29 protein-coding genes and 1 pseudogene are annotated in these 25,283 nt (G+C 73.2%); 6 read left to right on the forward strand and 24 right to left on the reverse strand.

What is annotated here, in order from left to right; translation table 11 throughout:
- Nucleotides 1-112: 112 nt before the first annotated feature.
- The 7 genes from dapA to ndk form a co-directional block, all read right to left on the reverse strand.
- On the reverse strand, nucleotides 113-991 hold the full coding sequence (gene dapA / locus PSD17_RS32220; RefSeq protein ID WP_339126066.1) for a 4-hydroxy-tetrahydrodipicolinate synthase: 879 nt from the start codon (nucleotides 989-991) through the stop codon (nucleotides 113-115).
- An 85-nt stretch (nucleotides 992-1,076) separates the two neighbouring features.
- Complete coding sequence (locus tag PSD17_RS32225) at nucleotides 1,077-1,868, reverse strand: tryptophan-rich sensory protein (RefSeq protein WP_013674141.1); 792 nt, start codon at nucleotides 1,866-1,868, stop codon at nucleotides 1,077-1,079.
- A 128-nt stretch (nucleotides 1,869-1,996) separates the two neighbouring features.
- The gene (locus tag PSD17_RS32230) at nucleotides 1,997-2,347 is read right to left on the reverse strand and encodes a cupin domain-containing protein (RefSeq protein WP_013674140.1); all 351 of its coding nucleotides are present in this window, start codon (nucleotides 2,345-2,347) and stop codon (nucleotides 1,997-1,999) included.
- 105 nt (nucleotides 2,348-2,452) lie between these two features.
- Entirely contained in the window at nucleotides 2,453-3,286 is an 834-nt protein-coding gene (locus PSD17_RS32235; RefSeq protein WP_013674139.1) for an ABC transporter permease, read from the reverse strand.
- Nucleotides 3,283-4,119, reverse strand: coding sequence for an ABC transporter permease (locus PSD17_RS32240; RefSeq protein WP_339126067.1), 837 nt, complete (start codon nucleotides 4,117-4,119; stop codon nucleotides 3,283-3,285). Before PSD17_RS32240 ends, PSD17_RS32235 begins: the two co-directional genes overlap by 4 nt.
- Complete coding sequence (locus tag PSD17_RS32245) at nucleotides 4,119-5,042, reverse strand: ABC transporter ATP-binding protein (RefSeq protein ID WP_013674137.1); 924 nt, start codon at nucleotides 5,040-5,042, stop codon at nucleotides 4,119-4,121. The genes PSD17_RS32240 and PSD17_RS32245 overlap by 1 nt, the downstream gene beginning before the upstream one ends.
- Nucleotides 5,043-5,264: 222 nt before the next feature.
- Nucleotides 5,265-5,675: a nucleoside-diphosphate kinase gene (ndk, locus tag PSD17_RS32250; RefSeq protein WP_013674136.1), complete on the reverse strand. Its 411-nt coding sequence runs from the start codon at nucleotides 5,673-5,675 to the stop codon at nucleotides 5,265-5,267.
- A gap of 189 nt (nucleotides 5,676-5,864) precedes the next feature.
- Between ndk and PSD17_RS32255 the strand changes: the two genes are divergently transcribed.
- Nucleotides 5,865-6,818: a lysyl oxidase family protein gene (locus PSD17_RS32255; RefSeq protein ID WP_013674135.1), complete on the forward strand. Its 954-nt coding sequence runs from the start codon at nucleotides 5,865-5,867 to the stop codon at nucleotides 6,816-6,818.
- A gap of 13 nt (nucleotides 6,819-6,831) precedes the next feature.
- On the opposite strand, the gene PSD17_RS32260 is transcribed toward PSD17_RS32255, so the two are convergent.
- The 4 genes from PSD17_RS32260 to PSD17_RS32275 are packed head-to-tail and all read right to left on the reverse strand — an operon-like array spanning nucleotide 6,832 to nucleotide 12,124.
- Nucleotides 6,832-7,242, reverse strand: a complete 411-nt coding sequence (locus PSD17_RS32260; protein WP_013674134.1) for a DUF4233 domain-containing protein — start codon at nucleotides 7,240-7,242, stop codon at nucleotides 6,832-6,834.
- Nucleotides 7,239-8,744, reverse strand: a complete 1,506-nt coding sequence (locus PSD17_RS32265; protein WP_013674133.1) for a bifunctional folylpolyglutamate synthase/dihydrofolate synthase — start codon at nucleotides 8,742-8,744, stop codon at nucleotides 7,239-7,241. Before PSD17_RS32265 ends, PSD17_RS32260 begins: the two co-directional genes overlap by 4 nt.
- On the reverse strand, nucleotides 8,741-11,365 hold the full coding sequence (locus PSD17_RS32270; RefSeq protein WP_339126068.1) for a valine--tRNA ligase: 2,625 nt from the start codon (nucleotides 11,363-11,365) through the stop codon (nucleotides 8,741-8,743). Before PSD17_RS32270 ends, PSD17_RS32265 begins: the two co-directional genes overlap by 4 nt.
- 42 nt (nucleotides 11,366-11,407) lie before the next feature.
- Nucleotides 11,408-12,124 carry a hypothetical protein gene (locus PSD17_RS32275; protein WP_013674131.1) on the reverse strand — a complete coding sequence of 239 codons (717 nt, stop codon included), beginning with the start codon at nucleotides 12,122-12,124 and terminating at the stop codon, nucleotides 11,408-11,410.
- 39 nt (nucleotides 12,125-12,163) lie between these two features.
- On the opposite strand from PSD17_RS32275, the gene PSD17_RS32280 reads away from it, so the two are divergent.
- Nucleotides 12,164-12,634 (forward strand): PPOX class F420-dependent oxidoreductase, encoded by a 471-nt coding sequence (locus tag PSD17_RS32280; RefSeq protein WP_339126069.1) that lies wholly within the window; start codon nucleotides 12,164-12,166, stop codon nucleotides 12,632-12,634.
- A gap of 17 nt (nucleotides 12,635-12,651) precedes the next feature.
- Here PSD17_RS32280 and PSD17_RS32285 read toward each other — a convergent pair whose 3' ends face one another.
- The 6 genes and pseudogenes from PSD17_RS32285 to PSD17_RS32310 form a co-directional block, all read right to left on the reverse strand.
- A complete protein-coding gene (locus tag PSD17_RS32285; RefSeq protein ID WP_339126070.1) occupies nucleotides 12,652-12,960 on the reverse strand; it encodes a DUF6457 domain-containing protein in 309 nt (102 codons plus the stop codon).
- A gap of 28 nt (nucleotides 12,961-12,988) precedes the next feature.
- Nucleotides 12,989-13,168 (reverse strand): hypothetical protein, encoded by a 180-nt coding sequence (locus tag PSD17_RS32290; protein WP_234027786.1) that lies wholly within the window; start codon nucleotides 13,166-13,168, stop codon nucleotides 12,989-12,991.
- Nucleotides 13,169-13,247: 79 nt separating this feature from the next.
- A pseudogene (locus PSD17_RS32295) lies at nucleotides 13,248-13,409 on the reverse strand (MFS transporter); the annotation flags it as partial.
- Entirely contained in the window at nucleotides 13,349-13,600 is a 252-nt protein-coding gene (locus tag PSD17_RS32300; RefSeq protein ID WP_234027785.1) for a hypothetical protein, read from the reverse strand. The gene PSD17_RS32300 and the pseudogene PSD17_RS32295, both read right to left, overlap by 61 nt.
- Before the next feature lie 81 nt (nucleotides 13,601-13,681).
- On the reverse strand, nucleotides 13,682-13,816 hold the full coding sequence (locus tag PSD17_RS32305; RefSeq protein ID WP_013674129.1) for an MFS transporter small subunit: 135 nt from the start codon (nucleotides 13,814-13,816) through the stop codon (nucleotides 13,682-13,684).
- Entirely contained in the window at nucleotides 13,813-15,222 is a 1,410-nt protein-coding gene (locus PSD17_RS32310) for an OFA family MFS transporter (protein ID WP_013674128.1), read from the reverse strand. The genes PSD17_RS32305 and PSD17_RS32310 overlap by 4 nt, the downstream gene beginning before the upstream one ends.
- 155 nt (nucleotides 15,223-15,377) lie before the next feature.
- Here PSD17_RS32310 and PSD17_RS32315 point away from each other — a divergent pair, with 155 nt between their 5' ends.
- Nucleotides 15,378-16,583 carry a CaiB/BaiF CoA transferase family protein gene (locus PSD17_RS32315; RefSeq protein WP_339126071.1) on the forward strand — a complete coding sequence of 402 codons (1,206 nt, stop codon included), beginning with the start codon at nucleotides 15,378-15,380 and terminating at the stop codon, nucleotides 16,581-16,583.
- Nucleotides 16,584-16,856: 273 nt separating this feature from the next.
- On the opposite strand, the gene clpX is transcribed toward PSD17_RS32315, so the two are convergent.
- The 6 genes from clpX to PSD17_RS32345 all read right to left on the reverse strand — a co-directional run bounded on the left by clpX (nucleotide 16,857) and on the right by PSD17_RS32345 (nucleotide 22,332).
- Nucleotides 16,857-18,137, reverse strand: a complete 1,281-nt coding sequence (clpX, locus tag PSD17_RS32320; RefSeq protein WP_013674126.1) for an ATP-dependent Clp protease ATP-binding subunit ClpX — start codon at nucleotides 18,135-18,137, stop codon at nucleotides 16,857-16,859.
- A 174-nt stretch (nucleotides 18,138-18,311) separates the two neighbouring features.
- Nucleotides 18,312-18,926, reverse strand: coding sequence for an ATP-dependent Clp protease proteolytic subunit (locus PSD17_RS32325; protein WP_041760874.1), 615 nt, complete (start codon nucleotides 18,924-18,926; stop codon nucleotides 18,312-18,314).
- 8 nt (nucleotides 18,927-18,934) lie between these two features.
- Nucleotides 18,935-19,546, reverse strand: coding sequence for an ATP-dependent Clp protease proteolytic subunit (locus PSD17_RS32330; protein ID WP_049803358.1), 612 nt, complete (start codon nucleotides 19,544-19,546; stop codon nucleotides 18,935-18,937).
- 337 nt (nucleotides 19,547-19,883) lie between these two features.
- Entirely contained in the window at nucleotides 19,884-21,362 is a 1,479-nt protein-coding gene (gene tig, locus PSD17_RS32335) for a trigger factor (RefSeq protein ID WP_103383785.1), read from the reverse strand.
- 283 nt (nucleotides 21,363-21,645) lie between these two features.
- The gene (locus PSD17_RS32340; RefSeq protein ID WP_049803357.1) at nucleotides 21,646-21,990 is read right to left on the reverse strand and encodes a hypothetical protein; all 345 of its coding nucleotides are present in this window, start codon (nucleotides 21,988-21,990) and stop codon (nucleotides 21,646-21,648) included.
- A gap of 168 nt (nucleotides 21,991-22,158) precedes the next feature.
- Entirely contained in the window at nucleotides 22,159-22,332 is a 174-nt protein-coding gene (locus tag PSD17_RS32345; protein WP_013674121.1) for a CsbD family protein, read from the reverse strand.
- A gap of 284 nt (nucleotides 22,333-22,616) precedes the next feature.
- Here PSD17_RS32345 and PSD17_RS32350 point away from each other — a divergent pair, with 284 nt between their 5' ends.
- The 3 genes from PSD17_RS32350 to PSD17_RS32360 are packed head-to-tail and all read left to right on the forward strand — an operon-like array spanning nucleotide 22,617 to nucleotide 24,285.
- Nucleotides 22,617-23,234, forward strand: a complete 618-nt coding sequence (locus PSD17_RS32350; protein WP_339126072.1) for an RNA polymerase sigma factor — start codon at nucleotides 22,617-22,619, stop codon at nucleotides 23,232-23,234.
- Complete coding sequence (locus PSD17_RS32355) at nucleotides 23,225-23,881, forward strand: Asp23/Gls24 family envelope stress response protein (RefSeq protein WP_339126073.1); 657 nt, start codon at nucleotides 23,225-23,227, stop codon at nucleotides 23,879-23,881. Before PSD17_RS32350 ends, PSD17_RS32355 begins: the two co-directional genes overlap by 10 nt.
- Nucleotides 23,878-24,285 (forward strand): Asp23/Gls24 family envelope stress response protein, encoded by a 408-nt coding sequence (locus PSD17_RS32360; protein ID WP_158703359.1) that lies wholly within the window; start codon nucleotides 23,878-23,880, stop codon nucleotides 24,283-24,285. Before PSD17_RS32355 ends, PSD17_RS32360 begins: the two co-directional genes overlap by 4 nt.
- Here PSD17_RS32360 and PSD17_RS32365 read toward each other — a convergent pair.
- Complete coding sequence (locus PSD17_RS32365) at nucleotides 24,231-24,995, reverse strand: (2Fe-2S)-binding protein (protein WP_041759471.1); 765 nt, start codon at nucleotides 24,993-24,995, stop codon at nucleotides 24,231-24,233. The genes PSD17_RS32360 and PSD17_RS32365 overlap by 55 nt on opposite strands.
- Nucleotides 24,996-25,283 lie beyond the last annotated feature (288 nt).

Below are 25,283 nucleotides of genomic sequence, written 5' to 3' on the forward strand. Positions count from 1 at the left end.
CTGCAGCGGCGAATCCGGGGTGGCGCCACCTGACATGCGGGAACGGCACTTTCCCGCAACCGGGTTGCGGGAAAGTGCCGTTCCTGCAGATCGGGGCCCGGCGCGGGCGCGCCTACTCGAGCAGTCCCGCCGTACGCAGGGCCGCGCGGACGTCCTCGTGGTGCATCTCGTCGAGCGGGACGAGCGGCAGCCGGATGCCGGACTCGATGAGCCCGAGCTCGGCGAGCGCCCACTTCACGGGGATCGGGTTGGGCTCGGAGAACAGGGCCCGGTGCAGGCCGGCGAGCGTCGCGTCGATCTCGGCGGCGGTCTCGGCGTCGCCCGCGACGGCGGCCGCGCACATCGTCGCCATCGCCTCGGGGGCGACGTTGGCCGTCACCGAGATGTCGCCGTGGAAGCCCGCGAGCATGCTCGCGCGGGCCGTGCCGTCGTCGCCCGAGTAGAGGGCGAAGTCGGGCAGCTCGAGCGCGACGAGGTCGCGCACCCGGTCCAGGTCGCCCTTCGCCTCCTTGATCCCGATGATGTTCGGGACCGCGGCGAGGCGCTCGACCGTCGAGGGGAGCATGTCGCAGGCCGTGCGGCCGGGGACGTTGTAGAGGATCTGCGGGATGTCGACGGCCTCGGCGACGGCCTTGAAGTGCCGGTACAGGCCGTCCTGCGGGGGCTTGTTGTAGTACGGCGTGACGAGCAGCGCGGCGTCGGCGCCCGCCGCCTTCGCCGCCTCGGTGAGGTGGATGGCCTCCGTGGTGCTGTTGGCGCCCGTTCCGGCGATGACCGGGACCCGGCCCGCGGACACGTCGATCGTGTGCCGGATGACCTCGGTGTGCTCGTCCACCGACAGCGTGGCCGACTCGCCCGTGGTGCCGACGGACACGACGGCGGAGGTGCCCGCCTCGATCGTCCGGTCGACCAGCTTGGCGAGGGCGGCGAGGTCGACGCTGCCGTCCTCCCGCATCGGTGTGACCATCGCGACGATGCTGCCGGTGATCATGGTGGGTGCCCTCCGCGCGACGCCGTGTGCCAGGTGCCGACGCTACCTGTTCGGGTGGCGGTCCTCCGACCCGCCGCGTGGGTGGTCAGCCGAGTGCGACCCGCCGGGACTCGACCGAACGCAGCACCCGGCGCGTCGTGACGATCGCGATCAGCGCCGCGGCGAGCAGCGCCGTGACCCCGACGGCCGGCGGCCGGTCGTTCGTGGCGATGCCGATCAGCCCCCACACCGTCGCCGCCGCGTAGCCGACGACCGCCGTCGCGGAGGAGACGACCCAGCAGACGATGGCAGCCGTCGCGAGCAGGGCGGTGACCGCCGCCGCCAGGGCGAGCACGCCGTCGCCGGGCAGGCCCTCGGCGACGCCCGTCGCGGCCGTGCCGAGCACCGTCGCGAGCGACACCCAGCCGGCGTAGAGCGCGATCGGCAGCCGGAACGCGAGCTGCTCGGTCGTCCCGCGCGCGGGCTCGTGGCTGAGCCGGCCGTACACCGCCGCGAGCACGACGAGCAGCAGCAGGATGACGACCTCCGCCGCGATCATGTGCCTGTTGCCGAACGCGAGGATCCACAGCGGGTTGAGCACCGCCGAGACCGCGAGCCACCACCCGGTGCGCCGGTGCGCGGGCCGCGAGCGCTGCGACGGCAGCACCGCGTACACCGCGTAGGCGAGGAACCCCAGGTAGATGACCGACCAGATGGAGAACGCCCACCCCGCCGCGAGCAGTGGCGTCGGGTTGTCGGCCGCGACGACACCGACGCCGTCGCCGATCCTCCCCGACCCGCCCAGACCCGCGACGACGATCTGCAGGACGGCCAGCACCAGGACGGCGGCGGCGCGGACGAGATCGGCGGCGGTGCTGCGGGGTGCCATCACGGTCATGGCGCCATCGTCCCGCCGCGCGGCCGACCCGGCCAGTCGACCGACGCGACGCGCCCCGCGACGAGCGGGCCGTGGACGCGCGGCGAGGGGCGGGGGGGTGACCCGGCGCGGCGCGGCGGCGACGTCCGTCAGCTCGGTGCCGGGCGGGTCTGCTTGGCGACCGTGAGCAGGATCGCGGAGTCCTCCAACGCCTCGAGCCGGTGCCGGTCGTCGGGTACGACGATCAGGTCGCCGCGCCGCCCGTCCCACGACGAGCTGTCCGTCGAGAGCCGCACGCGGCCCTGCAGGACGTGGACCGTGGCCTCTCCGGGGTTCGCGTGCTCGCCGAGGCCCGCGCCTGCGACGAGCGCGATGAGGGTCTGGCGGAGGAGGTGCTCGTGTCCGCCGTAGACGGTCCGGGCGCTGCGGCCGCTGTCCTCCGTGCTCGCGCGCTGGAGCTGTTCCCGGGCGGCGGCCTCGAGGCTGAGCTTGTTCGACATCCGTACTCCCTCGGCTGTGCGGGCTCCCCCGGCTGTGGGGCGTGGACCCACACTGCACCGCCGGTACGACGACCGGCAGGTCCGTGCGGCGGCGACCTCCACCGTTCAGCGCAGCAGCAGCGTCCCCAGCCGGCGCGCCGCCACGGCCACCCCGACGGCGATCATCACGACGAAGTAGGCCAGGTGCGGCAGCAGCCCGAGGCCGACCGCGCCGGTCGTGAGCCGCCGCATCAGCTCGACGGCGTGGTAGAGCGGCAGGCACTCGACGACGAGCTGCAGCCACCGTGGATAGACCGACAGCGGGTAGAACGTCGTCGCGAACAGGAACATCGGCAGGACCGCCAGCGTGACCAGGTCGAAGTCCTGCCACGACCGCATGAACGAGGTCGCCGCCATCCCGATCGCCGCGAACGCGAACGCGATCACCAGCGCGGCGGGCAGCGCCAGCAGCGCCCACGGCGAGTCGATCAGCCCGAACCCGGCCATCACCGACAGGAACGCCGCCGAGTAGAGGCCACCGCGCAGCAGCGCCCAGCCGATCTCGCCCAGCGCGACGTCGACCGGGCCCAGCGGCGTCGCGAGCATCGAGTCGTAGAGCCGGGCGTAATGGAGCTTGAAGAAGACGTTGTACGTCGAGTCGAAGACGGCGCCGTTCATCGCCGACGCGGCCAGCAGGCCCGGCGCGATGAAGGCGGCGTAGCTGATCGGCTGCCCGTCGGGCCCCGGCAGGTCACCGACCAGCGAGCCCAGCCCCGTGCCCATCGCGAGCAGGTAGAAGACGGGCTCGAAGAAGCCGGAGACGAACGCGAGCCAGGTGTGCCGCGACGCCGTGAGCGAGCGCAGCATCATCATCCGGGCCCGGCCTGCGTAGCTGCCGGCGGGCAGGAGCCGCCAGATCGTGGGCGCCGGGGGCGCCACGGCGCGCGTCGGAACGCTCACGCGGCCAACCTCCGGGTGAACAGGCGGGCGACCAGGGTCGCGCCGAGGACGAGAAGGGCGAGCAGCACCGCGAGGTGGCCGAGCGTGGGCAGCAGCCGCCACGTCCCCAGCGCGGCCCCACGTGCGATCTCGGTGCCGTGCCAGAGCGGAGAGACCCACGCGAGCGGCCGGATCACCGCGGGCAGCCGGTCGACCGGGAAGAACGTGCCGGAGAACAGCGTCATCGGGATGACGACGAACCGGAACAGCGCGCTGAACGCGGTGCCCTCGTTCTCCACGGTCGCCGAGAACGCCGCGACCAGCGACGACACCGCCAGCCCGGTGAGGACCGCGGCGAGCAGCGACACCACGATCCCCGGGCCGGTGACCCCGCCGAACACCGCGATGACGAGCACGTACACCGCCCCGGCCCCCAGCATCTTCAGGCCGATCCAGCCGAGCACCCCGAGGCCGATCTGGGCGCCGGTGAGCGGGCCCGCGGCCATCGCGAGGTAGATCCGCTGCCATTTGAAACCGGACAGCACGGGGTAGGTCGACTCGAACGCCGCGCTCTGCGCCGCCGACATCGCGAGCAGGGCGGGCGCGAGCCACACCAGGTACGGGACGCCGCCGGTGGCCGCCGCGGCGTTCGGCCCGCTTCCGACGAGCGCGCCGAACCCGACGCCGAAGGCCAGCAGGAACAGCAGGGGCTGCAGCACCGTCGAGACCGCGGTGGCCCGCCAGTTGCGCCGGTACCAGCGCCAGTGGTGCTCGACGACGCGCCCGATCCCGCCGAGCACGGTGGGGGCCAGCCCCGTCGAGCGCGGGACCGGCACGGCGGCGAGGTCGGCCATCAGTCGACCAGCGTCCGGCCGGTGAGCCGGAGGAACACGTCCTCCAGCGACGAGCGCCGCACCAGCGACGACAACGGCACGAACCCCGCGGCCGCGACGTCGCCGAGGGTGCGCTCGCCGTCGGCGGTGTAGAGCAGGAAGCGGTCGGGCAGCTCCTCGACCCGGTCGGCGTGCCGGCCCAGCTCGCCTGCCGACGGCCGCCGCTCGGGGAGGAACCGCAGCTCCAGGACCTCGCGCGTGGAGTACCGGCCGATCAGCTCGGCGGGCGAGCCCTCGGCCGCGACGACCCCGCCGTCCATCACGACCAGCCTGTCGCACAGCTGCTCGGCCTCGTCCATGTAGTGCGTGGTGACGATCTGCGTGACCCCCTCGCGCTTGAGGCGATAGAGCCGGTCCCACAGCAGGTGCCGGGCCTGCGGGTCGAGCCCGGTGGTCGGCTCGTCGAGCAGGAGGAGCTCGGGGTCGTTGACCAGGGAGCGGGCGATGGTGAGCCGGCGCTTCATGCCGCCGGACAGCTCCTCGACCCGGTCGCCCGCGCGTTCGGTGAGCCGTGCGAACTCCAGGAGCTCGTCGGCCTTCGCGCGGACGTGGCGGCGCGGCAGGCCGAAGTAGCGGCCGTAGATCTCCAGGTTCTCCCGGACCGACAACTCGGCGTCGAGGTTGTCCAGCTGCGGGACGACGCCGATGCGGGCGCGGATGCGCGGCCCGTCGGGGCCCGGGTCCATGCCCAGCACCGACAGCGTCCCGCCCGACCGCGGCGAGACGCAGGCGATCATCCGCATCGTCGACGACTTGCCCGCGCCGTTGGGGCCCAGGAACCCGAAGACCTCGCCGCGGGCGACGTCGACGTCGATCCCCCGGACCGCCTCGACCTCCCCGAAGCTCTTGCGGAGCCCACGAGCCTGGACGAGTGCGTCGGACACGTCCCGACGGTAACCCGCGGCACCGACAGGACGCCGGGCGTTTCGGCTTCCCACCTCCGGCCGCAACCTCACGGTCGTCGCGGCGCCGCCGGACGACCGTGAGGTTGCGCGCGGGTCCTCGGGCCGCCGGCGGGCACGTCGAGGGGGCGGCGCGTCAGCGGAGGCGCAGCCGCGGCCGGTGCCCGTCGCGCACGTCGCACGCCCGGCCGGCGAGGTCGCTGGTCAGAGGTTCGGGAACCAGAGCTTGATCTCGCGCGCGGCGGACTCGGGCGAGTCCGACCCGTGCACCAGGTTGTACTGCACCTCGAGGCCGAAGTCGCCCCGGATGCTGCCCGGCGCCGCCTTCTCGACGGGGTCGGTGCCACCGGCGAGCTGCCGCCACGCGGAGATCGCGCGCGGGCCCTCGGCGACGGCCGCGAGAACCGGGCCGGAGGTGATGAACTCGAGCAGCGACTCGAAGAAGGGCTTGCCGTCGTGCTCGGCGTAGTGCTGCGAGGCGAGCTCGCGGTCGACCGTGCGCAGGTCGAGGGCCACCAGCGTGAGGCCCTTGCGCTCGATGCGGGAGATGACCTCGCCGATCAGCCGGCGCTCGACGCCGTCGGGCTTGACGAGGACCAGGGTGCGTTCTGTCACCGGGTGAGCGTATCGACGGGCTCGTGCACGCCCCGCCACGCCCCCGTCACCTGTTCGGCCCTGACACCTCGGCGGCGCACCGTCGTTGGACACCGGTGTGCGGTGCGACCCGGCGCCGCCGTCCGACCCGGCCGGAGGCGCAGCGCGGTGAGCACGCGGCGAGACCCCGAGAGGAGGCCGTCGCGGCGCATGCGCACCAGGGCGATCGGCCTGATGCTGTCGATCGGGATCGCCGCCGTGCTCCTCGGCGCCTGTCAGGACCTCGACCCGCCGCTGCTGCCCGACCTGATCCAGGCACCCGTCGGCTGCGCGCCGGCCACGAGCGTCGCGCCCGGCAGCTGCACGGCCTGGGACGTCTGCCCGGTCGCCGACGCGCAGAACCCGCACGCGGCCTGTGTGCGGTCGGGCCCGATCCGGCAGGTCAGGCTGCGGTTCACCTCGTCGGAGGAGAACGTCGGCGACGGCCCGCTGCTGCTCTACGGGCACCGGGACTCGACCGCGACGCCGACGATGGCCGTCCGGCAGGCGGTGCAGCCGGGGTACGACGCCACGCTGCCCGCCTCGTTCGCCGCGGCGCAGCAGGCGCTGCCCGGGGCGTCGATGTACTACGAGCCGGCGGTCATGCACCAGCACTGGCACCTGCTCGACTTCGACCGGTTCCGGCTGGTCGGCCCCGACGGCACGACGCTGGTCACCGACCGCAAGACGGGCTTCTGCCTCGGCGACCGTTACACGAGCAACGACGCCTACCAGCTGGGCTACGCCCCCACCGACGACGGCTCGCCGCAGGACGTGCTGGGCAACGCGTTGGCGCACAACGACTGCAAGATGCACGACCCGAACGCGCTCGACGTCGCCGAGGGAATCTCGGTGGGCAGCGGCGACAACTACGACTACACCGTCGACTTCCAGTGGCTCGACGTCACCACCGTGCCGTCGGGCACGTACACCCTGGTCAACACCGTGAACCCGGACAAGCAGATCCAGGAGAAGGACTACGACAACGACTCGTCGTCCATCGCGATCTCGCTGACCTGGCCGGGCGGCGGGCCGGCGCCGAGGACGATCACGGCTCCCCCGGTGGTGCACCTGCTGCGCAGCTGCCCCGGCCACGCCACGTGCACGGCGACCGACGCGTCCTGAGAGCCGCGGGCGCTCAGCGTCGCTGCGAGGGCAGCTCGCCGCGGGCCATCTTCCGTGCGACGTCGCGGCGCAGCAGCAGCAGCCCGCCCCATACGGCCGCGAACACGATCCCGATGACCCACAGCGCGGGCACGAAGACGATGCAGGCGAACACCGCGACCTGCAGCACCAGCGCGTAGGCCAGGCCCCACGGCCGACGCTGCAGTCCCGATCCGACGATCATCGCCAGCGCGAGCGCCAGCATCGAGATCACACCGGCCGGGGTGGCGCCGTCGCCGAACTTGGGCAGCACCAGCATCGCCAGCAGGACGACGATCGCCTCGAGGATCAGCGTCGCGGCGAAGACGCCGCGGATGCCCTTCATCGGGTCGACGGCGGGCGGCGGCACGTCGGGCGGGGTCGACGCCGGGTCGGACGCGCTCATTCCGGTTCCCTCCCGAACAGCGCGCGAGCCTGTCCGGCGACGACGACCGACCCGGTGACGACGACCCCGACCCCGGAGTCGCCGCCCTCCTCCGCCAGCTCGACGGCCTGCTCGATGGCCTGCGCCAGAACGGGTTCGACGCTGACGCGCTCGGCGCCGAAGACCTCGACGGCGAGCGTGGCCAGTTCGTCGGCGTCCATGGCCCGCGGCGTCTCGGCCGCGGTCACGACGATCTCGTGCAGCGCGGGCTCCAGCTCGGCGAGCAGCCCGCGGGCGTCCTTGTCCCGCATGACGCCGACGACCCCGACGAGCCGCGTGAACCGGAACTCCGACAGCAGGGACGCGGCGAGCGCGCGGGCGCCGTGCGGGTTGTGCGCCGCGTCGAGCAGCACGGTCGGCGCGGCGGGATCGCTGCGCATCCGCTCGAGCCGCCCGGGGGTGTGCACCGAGGCGAACGCGGCGCGCACGACGTCGGGGTCCAGCGGCTGCGCCGGACCCGCTCCGACCAGGGCCTCGGCGGCGGCGAGCGCGATGGCCGCGTTGGACGCCTGGTGCTCGCCGTGCAGCGGCAGGAAGATGTCGTCGTAGCTGCCCGACAGGCCCTGCAGCTCCAGCCGCTGCCCGCCGACGGCGATCTCGCGTTCGCGCACCCCGAACTCGGCGCCCTCGCGCGCGACCTGCGCCCCCACCTCGACGGCCCGTTCCAGCAGGACGGCCGCGACGTCGCGCTCCTGCGTCGCGAGCACCGCGACCGCGCCCGGCTTGATGATGCCGGCCTTCTCCCTGGCGATGCCGAGGATGTCGTCGCCCAGGTACTCGGCGTGGTCGAGACCGATCGGGGTGATCACGGCGACCTTCCCCTCGACGACGTTCGTCGCGTCCCAGCGCCCACCCAGGCCGACCTCCACGACGGCGGCCTCGACGGGCGCGTCGGCGAACGCGGCGAACGCCATCGCGGTGAGCACCTCGAACTTCGACAGCGCCGGCGCCTCCGGGGCGCGGTTGGCGTCGACGAGCTCGACGAACGGCGCCACCTCCTCGTAGGCGGCGACGTAGCGCTCGGCCGAGACGGGCCGGTTGTCGAGGTTGATCCGCTCGGTGGCGCGCTGCAGGTGCGGGCTGGTGTAGCGGCCGGTGCGCAGCCCGATCTCCGACAGCAGCGCGTCGACCATGCGGGCGACCGACGTCTTGCCGTTGGTGCCGGTGACGTGCACGACGGGATAGCCGTCCTGCGGGTCGCCCAGCGCGTCGACCAGCGCGGAGATCCGGTCGAGCGACGGTTCCATGACCGTCTCGGGCCAGCGCCTGTCGAGCACCGCCTCCACGGCGAGGAACTCCGCGAAGCCCGCGACCGAGGACTCGGCCGGGACGACGTCGGGGGTGTCGGAGCCGCGGATGGCGTCGAGGACGTGCGAGATCACCACGTCCTGCGCCGACTCCTCGGGCGTCGGGACGACGCCCTCGCCCTCAGGGAGGTCCGGGTCGTGCTCGTGGTCGCTCACGAGGACGGCAGTGCCTCGAGCCGCGCGGTGACGCGGGCGATGTCGGCCGCGGCCGCCTCCCGGCGCGCCCGGATGCCGTCGACGACGTTCGCCGGGGCCTTCTCGGTGAACTTGGGGTTCCCGAGCTTCTTCTCGGCGGCGTCGAGCTCCTTCTGCGCCGCGGCGAGGTCGCGACCCAGCCGGGCCCGCTCGGCGGCGACGTCGATCGCGCCCGACGTGTCGATCTCGACGTGGGTGTTGCCGATCTCCACGGTCGCCGTCGGGGCGAAGTCGTCGCCCGGCTCGTCGAGGCGGGTGAGGAACCGGACCGCCCGCTCGTGGCCGGCCAGGCCGGCGGCCTCGAGGCCACCGAGCTTCGCGGCGACCGAGCGCCGGTCGGGCAGGCCCTGCTCGGTACGGAAGCGGCGGACCTCGGTGATCAGCCGCTGCACGGCGAGGACCCGCTCGGTGGCCGCGGGGTCGGCGGCCAGGCCCGCCTCGGTCGGCCACGCCGCGACGACGACGGACTCGCCGCCGGTCAGGCCCGTCCACAGCGCCTCGGTGACGAACGGGACGATCGGGTGCAGCAGCCGCAGCAGCGCGTCGAGGACGTGCCCCAGGACCGCCCGGGTGTTCGCGGCGGTGGTGCTCGCCGGGTCGGCCAGCTGCGGCTTGGCCAGCTCGATGTACCAGTCGCACAGCTCGTCCCACGTGAAGTGGAACAGGCCCTCGGTGGCCTTGGCGAACTGGAAGTCCTCCAGCAGCGCGTCGGTCTGCTGGCGGACCTGGTGCAGCCGGCCGAGGATCCACCGGTCGGCGTCGGTCAGCGACTCCGTCGCGGGCAGGCCCGCGGCCGCGTCCGCGCCGTTGGCGATCGCGAACCGGGTGGCGTTCCACAGCTTCGTGGTGAAGTTGCGCGACGCGGCGACCCACTCGTCGGACAGCGACATGTCGGTGCCCGGGTTGGACCCGCGGGCGATGGTGAACCGCAGCGCGTCGGCGCCGTAGGCGTCGATCAGCTCGAGCGGGTCGATGACGTTGCCCTTGGACTTCGACATCTTGCGGCCGTGCTCGTCGCGGATCAGGCCGTGCAGGTAGACGTGCCGGAACGGGGTGGCGCCCATCGCGTAGGTGCCGAACATCATCATCCGGACGACCCAGAAGAACAGGATGTCGTAGCCGGTGACCAGCGCGGACGTCGGGTAGTAGCGCTCGAGGTCCTCGGTCTTGTCCGGCCAGCCGAGCGTGGAGAACGGCCACAGGCCCGAGGAGAACCAGGTGTCGAGGACGTCCTCGTCGCGGGCCCAGCCCTCGCCCGTGGGGGGCTCCTCGTCGGGGCCGACGCACACGGTCTCGCCGTCGGGCCCGTACCAGACCGGGATGCGGTGGCCCCACCACAGCTGCCGGGAGATGCACCAGTCGTGCATGTTGTCGACCCAGTCGAAGAACCGGGCGGACATGTCGGCCGGGTGGATCGTGGTGTCGCCGTTGCGCACCGCGTCGCCGGCCGCCTTGGCCAGCGCCTCGACCCGGACGAACCACTGCAGCGACAACCGCGGCTCGATGACGACGCCCGTGCGCGAGTCGTGCCCGACGCTGTGGACGTAGGGCCGCTTCTCGGCGACGATCCGGCCCTGCGCCCGCAGCTCCTCGCGGACGGCCTCGCGCGCGGCGAACCGGTCCATGCCGTCGAACCGCGTGCCCGTGCCCGTGATGCGGCCGGACTCGTCCATGATCGTCGGCATCGGCAGGCCGTGGCGCCTGCCCATCTCGAAGTCGTTGGGGTCGTGCGCCGGGGTGATCTTGACCGCGCCGGACCCGAACTCCGGGTCGACGTACGGGTCGGCGACGACCGGGATGTCGCGGCCGGTGATCGGCATCCGGACGGTCCTGCCGACGAGGTGGGCGTAGCGCTCGTCGTCCGGGTGGACGGCGACCCCGGTGTCGCCCAGCATCGTCTCGACCCGCGTGGTGGCGACGACGATCTCGGCGTCCCCGTCGCCGTAGCGCAAGGAGACGAGCTCGCCCTCGACCTCCTTGTGGTCGACCTCGATGTCGCTGATCGCGCTCTGCAGCGCGGGCGACCAGTTGACCAGCCGCTCGGCCCGGTAGATCAGGCCGTCGTCGAACATCCGCTTGAAGACGGTCTGGACCGCGCGCGACAGCCCCTCGTCGAGGGTGAAGCGCTCGCGCGACCAGTCGACGCCGTCGCCCAGCCGCTTCATCTGGCCGAGGATCGCGCCGCCCGACTCGGCCTTCCACTCCCAGACGCGCCGGACGAACTCCTCGCGGCCCAGCTCACGACGGGTCGGCTCGCCCGCATCGGCCAGCCTGCGCTCGACGACGCTCTGCGTGGCGATGCCGGCGTGGTCCATGCCGGGCAGCCACAGCGTGTCGTACCCCTGCATCCGGCGCCGCCGGGTCAGGATGTCGATGAGCGTGTGGTCCATCGCGTGGCCCAGGTGCAGGCTGCCCGTGACGTTGGGCGGCGGGATCGCGATGCAGTACGGCGGCCGGTCCGACGACGGATCGGCCTCGAAGTAGCCGCGCTCGACCCACCGCTGGTACATGCCGCCCTCTACCTCGCCCGGGTTCCACTTGGCGGGTAGGTCGGACGTGCGCGGTGGGAGGGTCTCGGTCACGCTGTCAAGTCTACGAGCCCGGCGCATCCGCTTCGCGGCGGCTCACGCCGCCGGCAGCAGGACCGCGTGCAGGTGGTCGAAGCCCAGCACCGGGGCGAGCGCACGGTGCCCGACCAGGGCCGGGTCCAGCGCTCTGACCTGCCCGGACGTCGGTTCGTAGACGTTCCAGCCGCCGTCGCCGCGGGCCGCGAGCGCCAGGCAGTAGTGCCGGGGCACGACGGTGCCGACCAGCAGCGGAACGGGCCTGCCCGCGGCCAGCGCGGCGGTGACCTCGGCGACGAGCGGCCCGATGTCCTGCGCCGAGCTGTCGTCGACAAGGCGTACGCGGTACCGGCCGGCCGCCGGGACGTTGCGGGCGAGCCAGCGGACCATCGCCCACGGCGTCGTGCCCAGCGCCTGCGGCCACACCCGGTTGGTCTCGCGGTGGACCTGCTTCTGCCGCGCGTCGTAGCGGGCGCCGAAGCCCTGCCGGACGCCGCCGACGACCGGGTCCGGCCCACCGGGATCGAGCCTGCGCAGCTCGTCGGGCGCCGCCCACGCGGCGAGCGCGACCAGCACCGCGCTGCCGCACGTCGTGCCGTCGACCTGGTCGAGCCGGACGCCGTCGCGGACCTGGACACCCGGCTCGGTGCCGACCAGCGGCCGTCCCGGCGCCGCGGCGAGGCGCCGCAGCGACGGCGTCGAGCCGCTCGGGGCGACCGCCGCCGAGTCCCCGAACAGGGTCTGTACCCGGCGCCCGAGCCCGGAGACGGTTCGCACGCCGGGAATCTATCCCGGACGCGGGCGGTTCGGGCGGGCATGAGCAGCCCGGACGCGCCCGCCGTCCTGACCCCCGCCGTCCTGACCCCCGCCGTCCTGACCCCCGAGGTGGTCGAGTTCCTGTCCGCGGGCACGCGGACCGGCGTGCTCGCCTGGACCGCCGCCGACGGGCGGGCGCTCGCCGCGCCGGTCTGGTTCCTCGTCGAGGACGGCGCGCTCGTGTTCAACACCGGGGCCACCACCTCGAAGGGCCGGGCACTCGCGCGCGACCCGCGGGTGTCGCTCGTGGTCGACGTGTCCGCGCCGCCGTTCGCGTTCGTGCAGGTCCAGGGCGTCGCCGAACTCTCGGAGGACCCCGCGGAGCTGGTCCGCACGGCGACCGCGCTCGGTGCGCGCTACATGGGCGCCGAGCGGGCCGCCGAGTACGGCCGGCGCAACGGGGTGCCCGGCGAGCTCGTCGTGCGCATCCGCCCGACGAAGGTCATCGCCCACATGGCCGTCGCGGACTGAGCGCCCGGCTGCCCGGCTCAGCCCCGCTGCGCCTGGTCGTTGGCGGGGACGGCGCGTTCGGCGTCGGCGCCCCAGCCCTCGGCCAGCCGCGAGACGATGCCGGCGAAGTCGTTCACGGAGACGGCCAGGTCGTCGGCGCGGCCCGCGGCGATGCCGAGGAGGAACGCGGTGACCGGCGCGGCGGGCCTGCTGACGCCGTGCGCGACGTCGGCGGTCAGGTCGAGCACCTGGTCGACGAGGGCGTCGGCGTCGAGGGTGTCCTCCAACCCCAGCTCACGGCGCACAGCGGTGACCCACTCGGACATGGCTCTCGAATCGTCGCTCACGCCGGCAACGTACCCGGCGGCGGCGGGCTCACACGCGGGCCGCACCCACCGGCTCGGCCGCGAGGTCGGCATGGCGCGTCTCGTGCACCAGTAGCGAGGCCACCGTGCTGACGACCGCCACGAACGCCAGGTAGAGCCCCACGGCGAAGCCGCCGAACTGCGGCACGAGCAGCGTGGCGAGCAGCGGCGTGACGGCGCCGCCGAGCACCCCCGCGAGCCTGGGGGAACGCCGCGTAGCCGCCGCGCTTGCCGGATGGGGGGTTCTCCGCCGTCAGCAGGGTCGCGCCCGCCCACTCGCCGCCGACGGCGAGCCCCTGCGCGACGCGGAGCACCACCAGCAGCACCGGCGCCGACACGCCGAGCGTGCCCGCGCCAGGCAGCGCCCCGATCAGGAGCGTGGAGATGCCCATGAGCAGCAGCGTCGACACGAGGGTGCGTCTGCGGCCGATCCGGTCGCCGGAGTGCCCGAACTGGACCGAGCCGAACGGCCGCGCGACGAACGCGACACCGCGAGGGCGGTCCCCTGCGCGGCACCGAGCTCGGGGAAGTAGACCTTGTTGAACACCAGCGCGGCGGCGGTGCCGTAGCTGAAGAAGTCGTAGAACTCGATGATGGTGCCGATCATGCTCGCCGTCGCCACCCGGCCCATCGGAACGCTAGCCGGGACGTCCGAACGTCCGATACAGCCGAACAGGCACCAATCAGACGGTCGGACGATTCCTCACCCGCCGAACAGCGCTGGGAGCTTGATCAGCAACTGCCACAGCCCGTAGGCGAACGGCACCGCCACCCACAGCCACGCCAGCACGACCAGCACCGGCGGGACCGGGCGCTCCTGATCCCGCGGACCCGTCATCGGTTCACCTCCCCCGTGTCCGCACCGGCCCCGACCTCGGGTGCCGTGCCGTCCTTCTCGTGCCAGCGCGGATCGACCGGCTTGATCAGCTCGTTGGCCACGAAGCCGACGACGAGCAGGACGATCATGATGATGAACGACGTCGTGTACCGCGCCGGGCCCGCCTCGTCACGGTGGGCGTCCGCGATCGCGTTGACGATCATCGGGCCGAGCACACCCGCCACCGACCACGCCGTGAGCAGCCGGCCGTGGATGGCGCCGACCTCGTAGGTGCCGAACAGGTCGCGCAGGTAGGCCGGGGCCGTCGCGAACCCCGCCCCGTAGAACGAGAGGATCAGCATCGCGCAGATCAGGAACAGCACCTTGTTCGCGTTGGTCGTCAGCTCGATGACGAGGTAGAGGACCGCGCCGACGCCCAGGTACATCCGGTAGATGTTCTTGCGCCCGATGACGTCCGACGCCGACGACCACACGAAGCGGCCCAACATGTTCGCGAGCGACAGCAACGCCGCGAAGCCCGCCGCCGCGGCCGCGAACGACGCCGCCGGGTTCGAGCCGGCGAAGAAGTCGCTGAAGATCGGGGCGGCCTTCTCCAGGATGCCGATGCCCGCGGTCACGTTGAAGCACAGCACGACCCACAGCAGCCAGAACTGCGGCGTCTTGATCGCATTGGCGGCCGACACCCCGCCGGTCGTGATCAGCTTGCCCGTCTTGCGGGTCGCCGGGTCCCAGCCGGCCGGGCGCCAGTCGTCGGCCGGGACGCGGATGAGCAGCCAGCCGGCCGACATGAACACCGCGTACGCCAGCCCCATGATCAGGAAGGTCAGCGCGATGCCGTCCGGGTCGGGCGTGTTCCCCGTCGCCCCGAACGCCGAGAGCATCGACGCCGACCACGGCGCCGCGATCAGCGCGCCGCCGCCGAAGCCCATGATCGCGATGCCGGTGGCCATCCCCGGGCGGTCGGGGAACCACTTGATCAGCGTCGAGACCGGCGAGATGTAGCCGATCCCCAGCCCGATCCCGCCCACCCCGCCGTAGCCCAGGACGACCAGCCAGTACTGCCGCGTCCACACCCCCAGCGCCGCGATCAGGAAGCCCGTCACGAAGCATGCCGACGACACCAGCATCGCCCAGCGGGGGCCGTTGCGGTCGACGCGCGTGCCGAACACCGCCGCCGACAGCCCGAGCATCACGATGCCCAGCTGGAACGGCAGCGAGCTCGCGACACCGGAGATGTTCAGGCCCTTCTCCAGCGGCGTCTTGAACACGCTCCACGCGTAGGCCTGCCCGATCGACAGGTGCACCGCCAGCGCCGCGGGCGGGATGAGCCAGCGGCTCCAGCCGGGACGCGCGATGATCCGCTCTCGCGTGAGGAAACCGGCAGCGTGGCCCTGCGACGTCGTCATCGGCACATCTCCCTCGAACGGGACCGATTCGGCCGAACGTATGTGAGCAGCGGGACGACCGCAGCGCGGAAGCGCCTGCTGCCCGAAACATCCTGTTCGGCCCGCGCGCCGGGTCCGGCCACGACCCCCCGGGCGCCGCGTGCTTGGCTCGGCCCATGACGCTCCCCTCCGACGACCTGCGCCCCCGCACCGGCCCGCGTCCCCTCGACGGCGTCCGCGTCGTGACGTTCGACCACGCCGTGTCCGTCCCCTACGCCGGGCGGCTGCTCGCCGACCTCGGCGCGGACGTCGTCAAGGTCGAGCGGCCAGGGGGCGACTTCGCGCGCGACTACGACACCGCGTGCGGCGACGTGTCGTCGTACTTCGCCTGGATCAACCGCGGCAAGCGCTCCGTGGTGCTGGACCTGAAGACGCCCACCGGGCTCGCCGCGGCGCACCGGCTCGTCGAGACCGCCGACGTGGTGCTCGCCAACCTCGGGCCCGGGGCCACCGCCCGGCTCGGTCTCGACGGGGACACCCTGCGCGCCAGGCTCCCCCGGCTCGTGACCTGCGAGCTCACCGGATACGGCGACGGCGGGCCCGCCGCGGGGCGCAAGGCCTACGACGCGCTCATGCAGTCCGAGGCAGGACTGCTCGAGCTCACCGGTGACGGGCCCGTCACCGCCAGGGCCGGCATCTCCGTCGCCGACATCGCCGCGGGCGTGCAGGTCCACGCCGCGGTCCTCGCCGCGCTGCTGCACCGCGAGCGCACCGGCGAGGGCGCGACGCTGCGGATCTCGCTGCTCGAGGCGCTCACCGAGTGGATGCACCAGCCGATGCTCTATGCGCTGGGCACCGGCACCCCTCCCCCGCGCACCGGTGGGCACCACCCGTCGATCGCGCCCTACGGGCCCTTCCCGTGCGGCGACGGCGTCTCGGTGCACCTGGCGATCCAGAACGAGCGGGAGTGGGCGCGACTGTGCGCCGTCGTCCTCGGCGACGCCGCGCTCGCCGCCGATCCCCGCTTCGTGACGGTCCGCGACCGCGTCGCCCACCGCGACGCGCTGCACCACGAGATCGACCGCCGGCTCGCGACGATCACCGCCGAGCGCGCGGGCGAGTTGCTCGACGAGGCCGACATCGCCTGGACCAGGGTCGGGCTGGTCGCCGACCTGCCCGCACACCCGCAGCTCGTCGCCCGCGACCGCTGGCGTCAGGTCACGGTGCCCGGCGGCGCCCCGGTGCCGATGGCCCTGCCGCCCGTCGACTCCTCGGCCTGGCCGGCCCCCGACGGCGAGGTCCCCGCCCTGGGCGCGCACACCCGCGAGGTCCTCGCCGAGCTGGGCTACGCCGATGCCGATCTCGACGCCCTGCTCCCCTGACCCGCGGTCGGCGCCGCGGTCTCGGGCCAGGTCCCGCCGGGCGACGGGCGAGAGGTTCCGCCCGCGGCCTCCCGAGCGCAACCCCCCTGCTCCGAATCCGCCCACGCACAGCAGAGAGGTTGCGCCCAGCACGACGAGCGCAACCTCTCCGCACCGAATCCGGTGGCGGACAGCGAGGAAGTTGCGCGCGGGTGGGAGGCAGGGCGTCCCGGTGCGGGACAGCAGAACGCCGGCCCCCTCGGCAGGAGGCCGGCGTTGTGCGGTGCGTGAGCGTCAGGCCGAACGGTCGCGACGCTCCCGGCGCGGAGGCTGCCGGGGCACGATGGTCGGGTTGACGTTGCTGCGCACGGTGTCCTCGGTGACGACGACCTTGGCGACGTCGTCACGGCTCGGGATGTCGTACATGACGGGGAGGAGGACCTCCTCCATGATCGCCCGCAGGCCGCGGGCGCCCGTGCCGCGCAGGATCGCCTGGTCGGCGACGGCCTCGAGCGCGTCGTCGGTGAACTCCAGCTCCACGCCGTCCATCTCGAACAGCTTGCGGTACTGCTTCACCAGCGCGTTGCGCGGCTCGGTCAGGATCTTGACCAGGGCCTCCTTGTCGAGCGAGGTCACCGAGGCCACGACCGGGAGCCGGCCGATGAACTCCGGGATCAGCCCGAACTTGATGAGGTCCTCGGGCATGGTGTCGGCGAAGCTCTCCGACGACTCCAGGTCGGTCTTGGAGCGGATCTCCGCCCCGAAACCCAGCCCGCGACGGCCGACCCGGTCACCGATGATCTTCTCCAGGCCCGCGAACGCACCCGCCACGATGAACAGGACGTTCGTCGTGTCGATCTGGATGAACTCCTGGTGCGGATGCTTGCGGCCGCCCTGCGGCGGGACGCTCGCGGTGGTGCCCTCGAGGATCTTCAGCAGCGCCTGCTGCACACCCTCGCCGGAGACGTCGCGCGTGATCGACGGGTTCTCCGACTTGCGGGCGATCTTGTCGACCTCGTCGATGTAGATGATGCCGGTCTCGGCGCGCTTGACGTCGTAGTCGGCGGCCTGGATCAGCTTGAGCAGGATGTTCTCGACGTCCTCGCCCACGTACCCCGCCTCGGTCAGCGCGGTGGCGTCGGCGATGGCGAAGGGGACGTTGAGCAACTTGGCCAGCGTCTGGGCGAGGTAGGTCTTGCCGCAGCCGGTGGGACCCAACATGAGGATGTTCGACTTGGCGAGCTCGACGCCGTCGCCGTCGGACCCGCGCGACTTGTCGCCCGCCTGGATCCGCTTGTAGTGGTTGTAGACCGCGACCGAGAGGGTCCGCTTGGTGGCCGACTGCCCCACGACGTACTGGTCGAGGAAGTCGTGGATCTCGGCAGGCTTGGGCAGCTCGTCGAGCTTGACCTCACCGGCCTCGGCCAGCTCTTCCTCGATGATCTCGTTGCAGAGATCGATGCACTCGTCGCAGATGTAGACGCCTGGACCCGCGATCAGCTTCTTGACCTGCTTCTGGCTCTTCCCGCAGAAGGAGCACTTGAGCAGGTCACCGCCGTCACCGATGCGTGCCATGAGTGCAGACCCCAGTCCCATCCGGCACACCCGGCGGTGCGCCCGCTCGTGACGGTACCTGCCGAGCGCGCCTCCCGGGGAGCGTCGAAACGCTCCGATCGGGAAACGGCTCGGCAGACGGTCGTATCGGGGCCGTGCCGACCCCGCCGCCGGCCCCGCCGGGCCGACAACCGGTCAGCCGACTGCCGACAGCTTCCGGCTCTGGATGATCTCGTCGACGATGCCGTACTCCTTGGCCTCGTCGGCGGTGAGGATCCGGTCGCGCTCGATGTCGTCGTGCACCTGCTCGGGGGTGCGGCCGCTGTGCTTGGCCAGCGTCGTCTCCAGCAGGCGCCGCATCCGCGTGATCTCCGCGGCCTGGATCTCCAGGTCGGACACCTGGCCGTAGAAGCCCTCGGTGGCCGGCTGGTGGATCAGGATCCGGGCGTTCTGCACCGCGAGGCGGCGGCCCGGGGTACCGGCGGCGAGCAGCACCGCGGCCGCCGACGCCGCCTGCCCGAGGCAGACGGTCTGGATGTCGGGCCGGATGAACTGCATCGTGTCGTAGATCGCCATCAGCGAGGTGAACGACCCGCCCGGCGAGTTGATGTACATGCTGATCTCACGGTCGGGGTCCGCGGACTCCAGGCACAGCAGCTGCGCCATGACGTCGTTGGCCGACGCGTCGTCGATCTGCACGCCGAGGAAGATGATGCGCTCCTCGAAGAGCTTGTTGTACGGGTTGGACTCCTTGACCCCGTAGCTCGTGCGCTCGACGAACGAGGGCAGCACGTAGCGGGAGCTCGGCATCTCGAAACTCACTGGGCACTCCCGTTCCCGTTCGATGCGGCGTCGGGCAGCTGCCCGGCCCGCGAGATCACGTGGTCGACGAAGCCGTACTCCAGCGCCTCCTGGGCCGAGAACCAGCGGTCGCGGTCGAAGTCGGCGGTGATCTTCTCGACGGTCTGGCCCGTGTGGCCCGCGATCAGCTCGGCCATCTCGCGCTTGTGCCGGCGGAACAGCTCGGCCTGGATCGCGATGTCGGACTCGGTGCCGCCGACACCCGCCGACGGCTGGTGCATGAGGATCTGGCAGTGCGGCAGCGCGTAGCGCTTCCCCCGGGTGCCCGCCGAGAGCAGGAACTGCCCCATCGAGGCGGCCAGGCCCATCGCGTAGGTGGCCACGTCGCACTCGATGAACTCCATGGTGTCGAAGATGGCCATGCCGGCCGTCACCGAACCACCCGGGGAGTTGATGTAGAGAGCGATGTCGGCCGTCGGGTCCTCCGCCGACAGCAGCAGCATCTGGGCGGCGATCCGGTTGGCGATGTCGTCGTCGACCTGCTGGCCGAGGACGATGATCCGCTGCTGGAGCAGCCGCTCGTACACGGAGTCCGACAACGTCATCGACGTCGGCGCACCGCGCCGCATCTCCGCCGGCAGGCCCGCGGAACGCGGGCCACTGTCCTGCTGGCTCACGAGCCCTCCTCGCTGTCGCTCGTCGGTCGCGTTCGCGCCCGCTGCTGTGTTCGACGGTGAGCTCGCAAGCTCGCTCACGAGCCCTCCTCGACGATCGTTCGGTGCTGAGCCTGCTGGCTCGCTCACGTCATTCCTGCCTTCTGTCACGTACCGGCTCGCGTACCCGTCCCTCCCGGAGCGGGCCCCGGGAGGTGATCCGTGGCGCCGACCCTACGCGGACGCCGGGACCGGCGTCCGCGATCGGGCGGGTTGTTCGCTGTGGGCGCACGGGGCGCCCGGACGTAGACCGTCAGGCGCTGGTCGACGCGCCCTTGGCGGTGTCGTCGGTCGCCTCGTCGGAGGCCTCCGGCGCGGCGTCGGCGACATCGGCGTCGGCGTCGGCGTCGGCGTCCTCCACCACGTCGCCCTCGACCACGTCGCCCTCGACCGCCTCGGCGGCCTCGTCGGCCGGGCCGAGCAGGTCGCTCAGGTCGACGGCGGTGCCGGCCTCGTCGGTGACGGTGGCGGCCCGGACGGCGACGATCAGCGCCTTGCTGCGCCGCACGTCGGAGTAGATCGCGCCGAGCTGGCCGGACTGCTGGATGCGCTGGACGAACTCGTCGGGAGACATCCCGTACTGCTGGGCCTGGTAGACGATGCGCTCGGTGAGCTCCTGGTCGTTGACCGAGACCTCCTCGGCGTCGGCCAGCGCGTCGAGGATCAGCCGGACCTTGACCGACTTCTCGGCGTCGGCGCGGACCTCGGCGTCGAACTCCTCGCGGGTCTTGCCCTGCGAGGTGAGGAACTCGGCGAACTTGTCGTCGTCGTGGTCGAAGGCGTGGACCGCGTCGTGCAGCGACGACTCGACCTCGGCCGCCACGACCGTCTCCGGCAGCGGGACCTCGGTGGCCTCGACGATCGCGTCGAGCACCTTGTCGCGCGCCTGGGAGACCTGCTCCATGCGGCGGACCCGGCCGAGGCGCTCCTTGAGGTCGGCCGTCAGCTCGTCGAGCGTGTCGAACTCGCTGGCGAGCTGGGCGAACTCGTCGTCGGCCTCCGGGAGGTCGCGCTCCTTCACCGCGGTGACGGTCACCGTCACCTCGGCGTCCTTGTCGGCGTAGTCGCCGGCGACCAGCGTCGAGGTGAAGGTCTTCGACTCCCCCTCGGACAGACCGGTGATGGCCTCGTCGATGCCGTCGATCAGGCCGCCCTGGCCCACCTGGTAGGAGAACCCGGTGGTCGCGGCCTCCTCGATCTCCTTGCCGTCGACCGACGCGGAGAGGTCGATCTGCACGAAGTCGCCCTCGGCGGCGGGCCGCTCGACGCCCTTGAGGGTGCCGAAGCGCGCGCGCAGCGAGTCGAGCTGCTCGGTGACCTGCTCGTCGGTGACCGCCACGTCGTCGACCTGGACGGCGATGCCGTCGAGGTCGGGCAGGGCGATCTCGGGGCGGACGTCGACCTCGGCGGTGAAGGCGAGCTTGTCGCCGTCGGCGATCTCGGTGACCTCGATGTCGGGGCGGCCGATCGGCGTGACCTTCTCCGAGGCCGTCACCGCCTCGCTGTACTTGCCGGGGATCGCGCCGTTGACGACCTCGTCGAGGACGACGCCGCGGCCCAGCCGGGCCTCGAGGATGCGGGCCGGCGCCTTGCCAGGGCGGAAGCCGGGGATGCGGACCTGCTGGGCGATCTTCTTGTACGCGCGGTCGAAGTCGGGCTTGAGCTCGTCGAACGGCACCTCGACGTTGAAACGGACGCGCGTCGGGCTGAGGTGCTCGACGGTGCTCTTCACGGTGGTACTCCTCGGGCCGGCTGCCGGATGTCGTGTCGGTTCGCGCGGTGCGCGCCGTGCGGGTCCTGTTCCGGCGGGCCGAGGTGGCGTCCGTACTGGTCACACGGGGCGCGCTGTGGTGCGGACCGCGTGGAGGCGGTCGTGACGCCGGCGCGACGACGTCAACGGTTCGGCCGAGTCTAGGCGAGTCGCCGCAGCCACCGATCCCTGCCCGTCACGACGTGCGGCGGACGGCTCGCGCCGGATGCGCCGAGCGGTCGGCCGGAGGCCTCTCCGGGACCCGTCAGGGGCTCGGCGCGGCGCCGGCCCCGGGCACGACGTCGGCGAACGTCACGTCCACCGGCACCGGGCCCAGCACCGCGCGGACCCGGTCGGCCACCTCGTCGGCGACGACGGCGAGCGGCGAACCCCTGCGGACGACGACGGCGACCTCGGTGGCCTCGCCCGGGCCGCCGACCCGCACCCCCAGCACCCGGCGCCGCCCGGGCAGGTACGACGCCACGGCACCGAACGGGCCGCCGTCGAGGCGCACGACGTCGGGATGGGCGAGCACCGCCGCCGCGACGGCCTCGACCACCTCACGGGCCGCGGCGGTCCCTGGACCTGGCCGGGAGTCCTCGACGGGCACGCCGCCCACGGTAGTGCGCCGGACCCGGCGCGGTGCCCCGCACAGGATGCGACACGCGGCTCTGCACAGGACCCGGGACGCGGCCGGACACGCGGCCGGACACGCGCCGGACACAACGAGGGGCCCCGGACCGATGTCCGGGGCCCCCACGCCGGTCAGGCGCAGCCGTTACTTCTTGAACGCGTCCTTGACCTTCTCGCCCGCCTGCTTCAGGTTGCCGACGACCTGGTCCTTCTTGCCCTCGGCCTCCAGGTCACGGTCCTCGGTGGCCTTGCCGGTGCCCTCCTTGGCCTTGCCGGCCATCTCCTGAGCCTTGTTGTCGATCTTGTCACCCATGCCCATGTTCGGCCTCCTCGGTGGGTCCCGGTGCCGGTGTCGCCGGACGCCGCCGGGCCCCTCGTCGACCGCGTACCCGTGGTGCGACCGGGCTACACGGACGGCGGCGGCGCCCGCGACGCGCGCACCGGGTGACGGACCCCGACACCGGGCCGGACGCCGGTAGTGTGGGCGTCGTCACAGAGGGCAGGATGGACGGGCACGAGCGGCGGGACCCGGGGGGAACGGTGGCGGCGTTGCGCGATGCCGGTGACGTGCGCACCCCCGTGCCCTCTGCGGGTCCGGCACCCGTGCCCCGCGAGGCCGTCGAGCAGCCCCGACCCGCGGTCGGTGCCCGCCTCGCCGATCTCGACGAGCACACCCTGGTCGTGCGCGCCCAGGAGGGCGACGTGCGGGCGTTCGAGGCGCTGGCCCGCCGGCACCAGACCGCGCTGTACCGGCTCGCCGTGCGCGTGCTGGGGAACCGCTCCGACGCCGAGGACGCGTTGCAGGACTCGCTGCTCGACGCGTGGCGGCGGATCGGCTCGTTCCGTGGCGACGCCTCCTTCTCGACGTGGACCTACCGGATCGTGGCCAACCGCTGCACGGGGATGCTGCGCCGGACACGTCCGCCCGTGCCGGTGGCCGACCCGGGAGCGGCGGGCGGGGACGACGCGGCGGGGATCGTCGGCAGGTCCCGGCCGCGGTCACCGGAACGGCAGGCCGAGCTCGACGCCGGGATGGCCGCGCTGGGCGACGCGCTCGCCGCGCTGCCCCACGACCAGCGCGTGTGCTTCGTGTTGCGCGAGCTCGAGGGCCTCGGATACACCGAGATCGCGCAGATCACGGGCACGGGTGAGGCGACGGTGCGCGGCCGCATCCACCGCGCCCGCAAGACGCTGGCGGAGGTGATGCGCCCGTGGCGGTGAGCCCCCACGACGGCCGGGGCCGTGTCGCTCAGGACGACGCCGGTGCGCACCTCCCCGCGCAGGGCGACGTCGTCGAGCCGCTCGCCTGCGGCCGCGACGCCGCGACCGTGTGGGACCACGCCGAGGCCGGCACCCTCGACGCCCACGAGCGCGAGTGCCCGCACTGCGGTGCCGCGGTCGCCGACGCCCGGGGCCTGGAGGCGATGGTCAGCCGGCTCGCGGCGCAGCCGCTGGTCCCGCCGCCGACGGTCGTCGACCGCGTCGTGGGCGCTGTGCTGGCCGAGCTGCGTCCGCGCGACCTGCTGGTCCTCGACTCCCCCTACGGACCGGCCGCACTCGACGCGACCGCGGCGGCGGCGGTGCTGCGCGGCGTCGTCGACGCGATGGACGGGATGCGCGCGCGCAGCTGCCGGATCTCCCGGCCCGCGGGCGACGCGGGGCGCCCCGTTCCGCCCGCCGAGGTGAGCATGACCGTGACCGCACGGTTCGGCATCGAGCTGGCGTCGGCGACGGCGCGGGTGCGGCAGATGGTGCTGGCGGCGGGTGAGCAGGCGCTGGGGGTGCCGGTGGCCAGGGTGGACATCGAGGTCGTCGACGTGTTCGACCTCCCGCAGCCGTCGTCGCCCGCCGGGCGGGAGAGCCGGTGACCGGGCCGCGGACGACGTTCCACGTCGGCGACGGCGTCGTCGCCAGGGTCGCGGCCGAGGCGGCCGCGGGCGTGCCCGGCGTCGTCGCACTGCGCACCGACCTGGCCGGGACGCTGCTCGGGCTCGCGGGGGCGGTGCTGGGCACGACGCGGGCCCCGGTCGTCGCCGCCCGGGTCGACGGGACGCAGGCCGAGGTGAGCATCGACGTCGTCACCCGGCTCGGGTTCAACTGCCGCGACCTGGCCCGCGCGGTGCAGCGCGAGGTGTCGGCGGCGGTCGCGCAGTACACGGGTCTCGAGACGCTGGTGCGCGTCACCGTCGTGGACGTGCTCCTCGACGGGGCAGCCCCTCAGCGCGCGGCCAGCACGCAGTCGCCGCAGGTCCCGCCGCCGGGCGCGCGGTAGTACAGGCAGCAGGACCGGCGGCGGAAGGTCCACCCGACGTCGGGCGCGACGGCCGCGCGACGCTCGCCCGTCGCCGCGAGCGCCGGGTGGTCGAGCACGACCTGGGCGATCCGCGCCGCCCGCGCCGCCGCCGCCGGCCGGTCGAGGCCGACGAGGCGTTTGCCCGCCGCGACCGACGACGCGGCGTTGCCCCACAACGTCCGCGCCGAGACCCGGACCTGCGCGCGCACCGCCTCGACGAGCGGGGCGAGGTGCTCCTCGACGAGGAGGTCGGCAAGGCGGCCGGCGAGCTCGGCCTCGCCGAGCCCCGGTCCCGCGAGCACGCCCGGGTCGCCGACCCACAGCGGCCACGGGCCGGTCGCCGACACCCGCCAGTGCACGTCGCGAGCGGTGAAGGCGGGCAGCACGTCGTGCAGGATCACGACGGCGAGCGGAGCGGAGAGCACCCGGGCCGCCATCCCCTGCAGCGTGATCGACGCGGCGATCCGGTCGTCGACGGGACCGCCGTCGCCGCCGAGGACGCGGGCCACGTGCGCGATCCGGGCGGCCAGCGGGCCCGGGTCGGTGTAGAGGTCGCTCAGCGGGCGCCAGGTGGGGTCGACCGCCTCGGCCGGGTTGGTGTCGACGCGGAAGAACTCGTTGAACCCGGCCACGTCGGCCAGGGCCGCCCGCACGTCGACGACTCCGGCCGCCCCGGTCACTCCCACCATGGCGGCATTCTCCCGCCCCACCCGGGCGAGCCGGGCCGCCGGGGCCGTCGCCGAGCGTGCGTAGGACTGGGCCGATCGAGTGATAACCGCGGCACATCGGGCCACACGACGCAACCTCCGCGGGGTCTCCCGGCCTGGTCGGGACCCGGGAACGGGACGATCTTCGCAGGTCGTCCGGCCCGTCATCGTGCTCACGGCGGTCGTGAGTAGCGAAACGCGGCCACCACATGCGACGCTTTGGACGGATGACCGCACCCGGTGCCGCGCGCGGTCGCGTTGTGCGGTGCG

Source organism: Pseudonocardia sp. D17 (assembly GCF_036984265.1).
In the GTDB taxonomy this organism is placed as follows: domain Bacteria; phylum Actinomycetota; class Actinomycetes; order Mycobacteriales; family Pseudonocardiaceae; genus Pseudonocardia; species Pseudonocardia benzenivorans.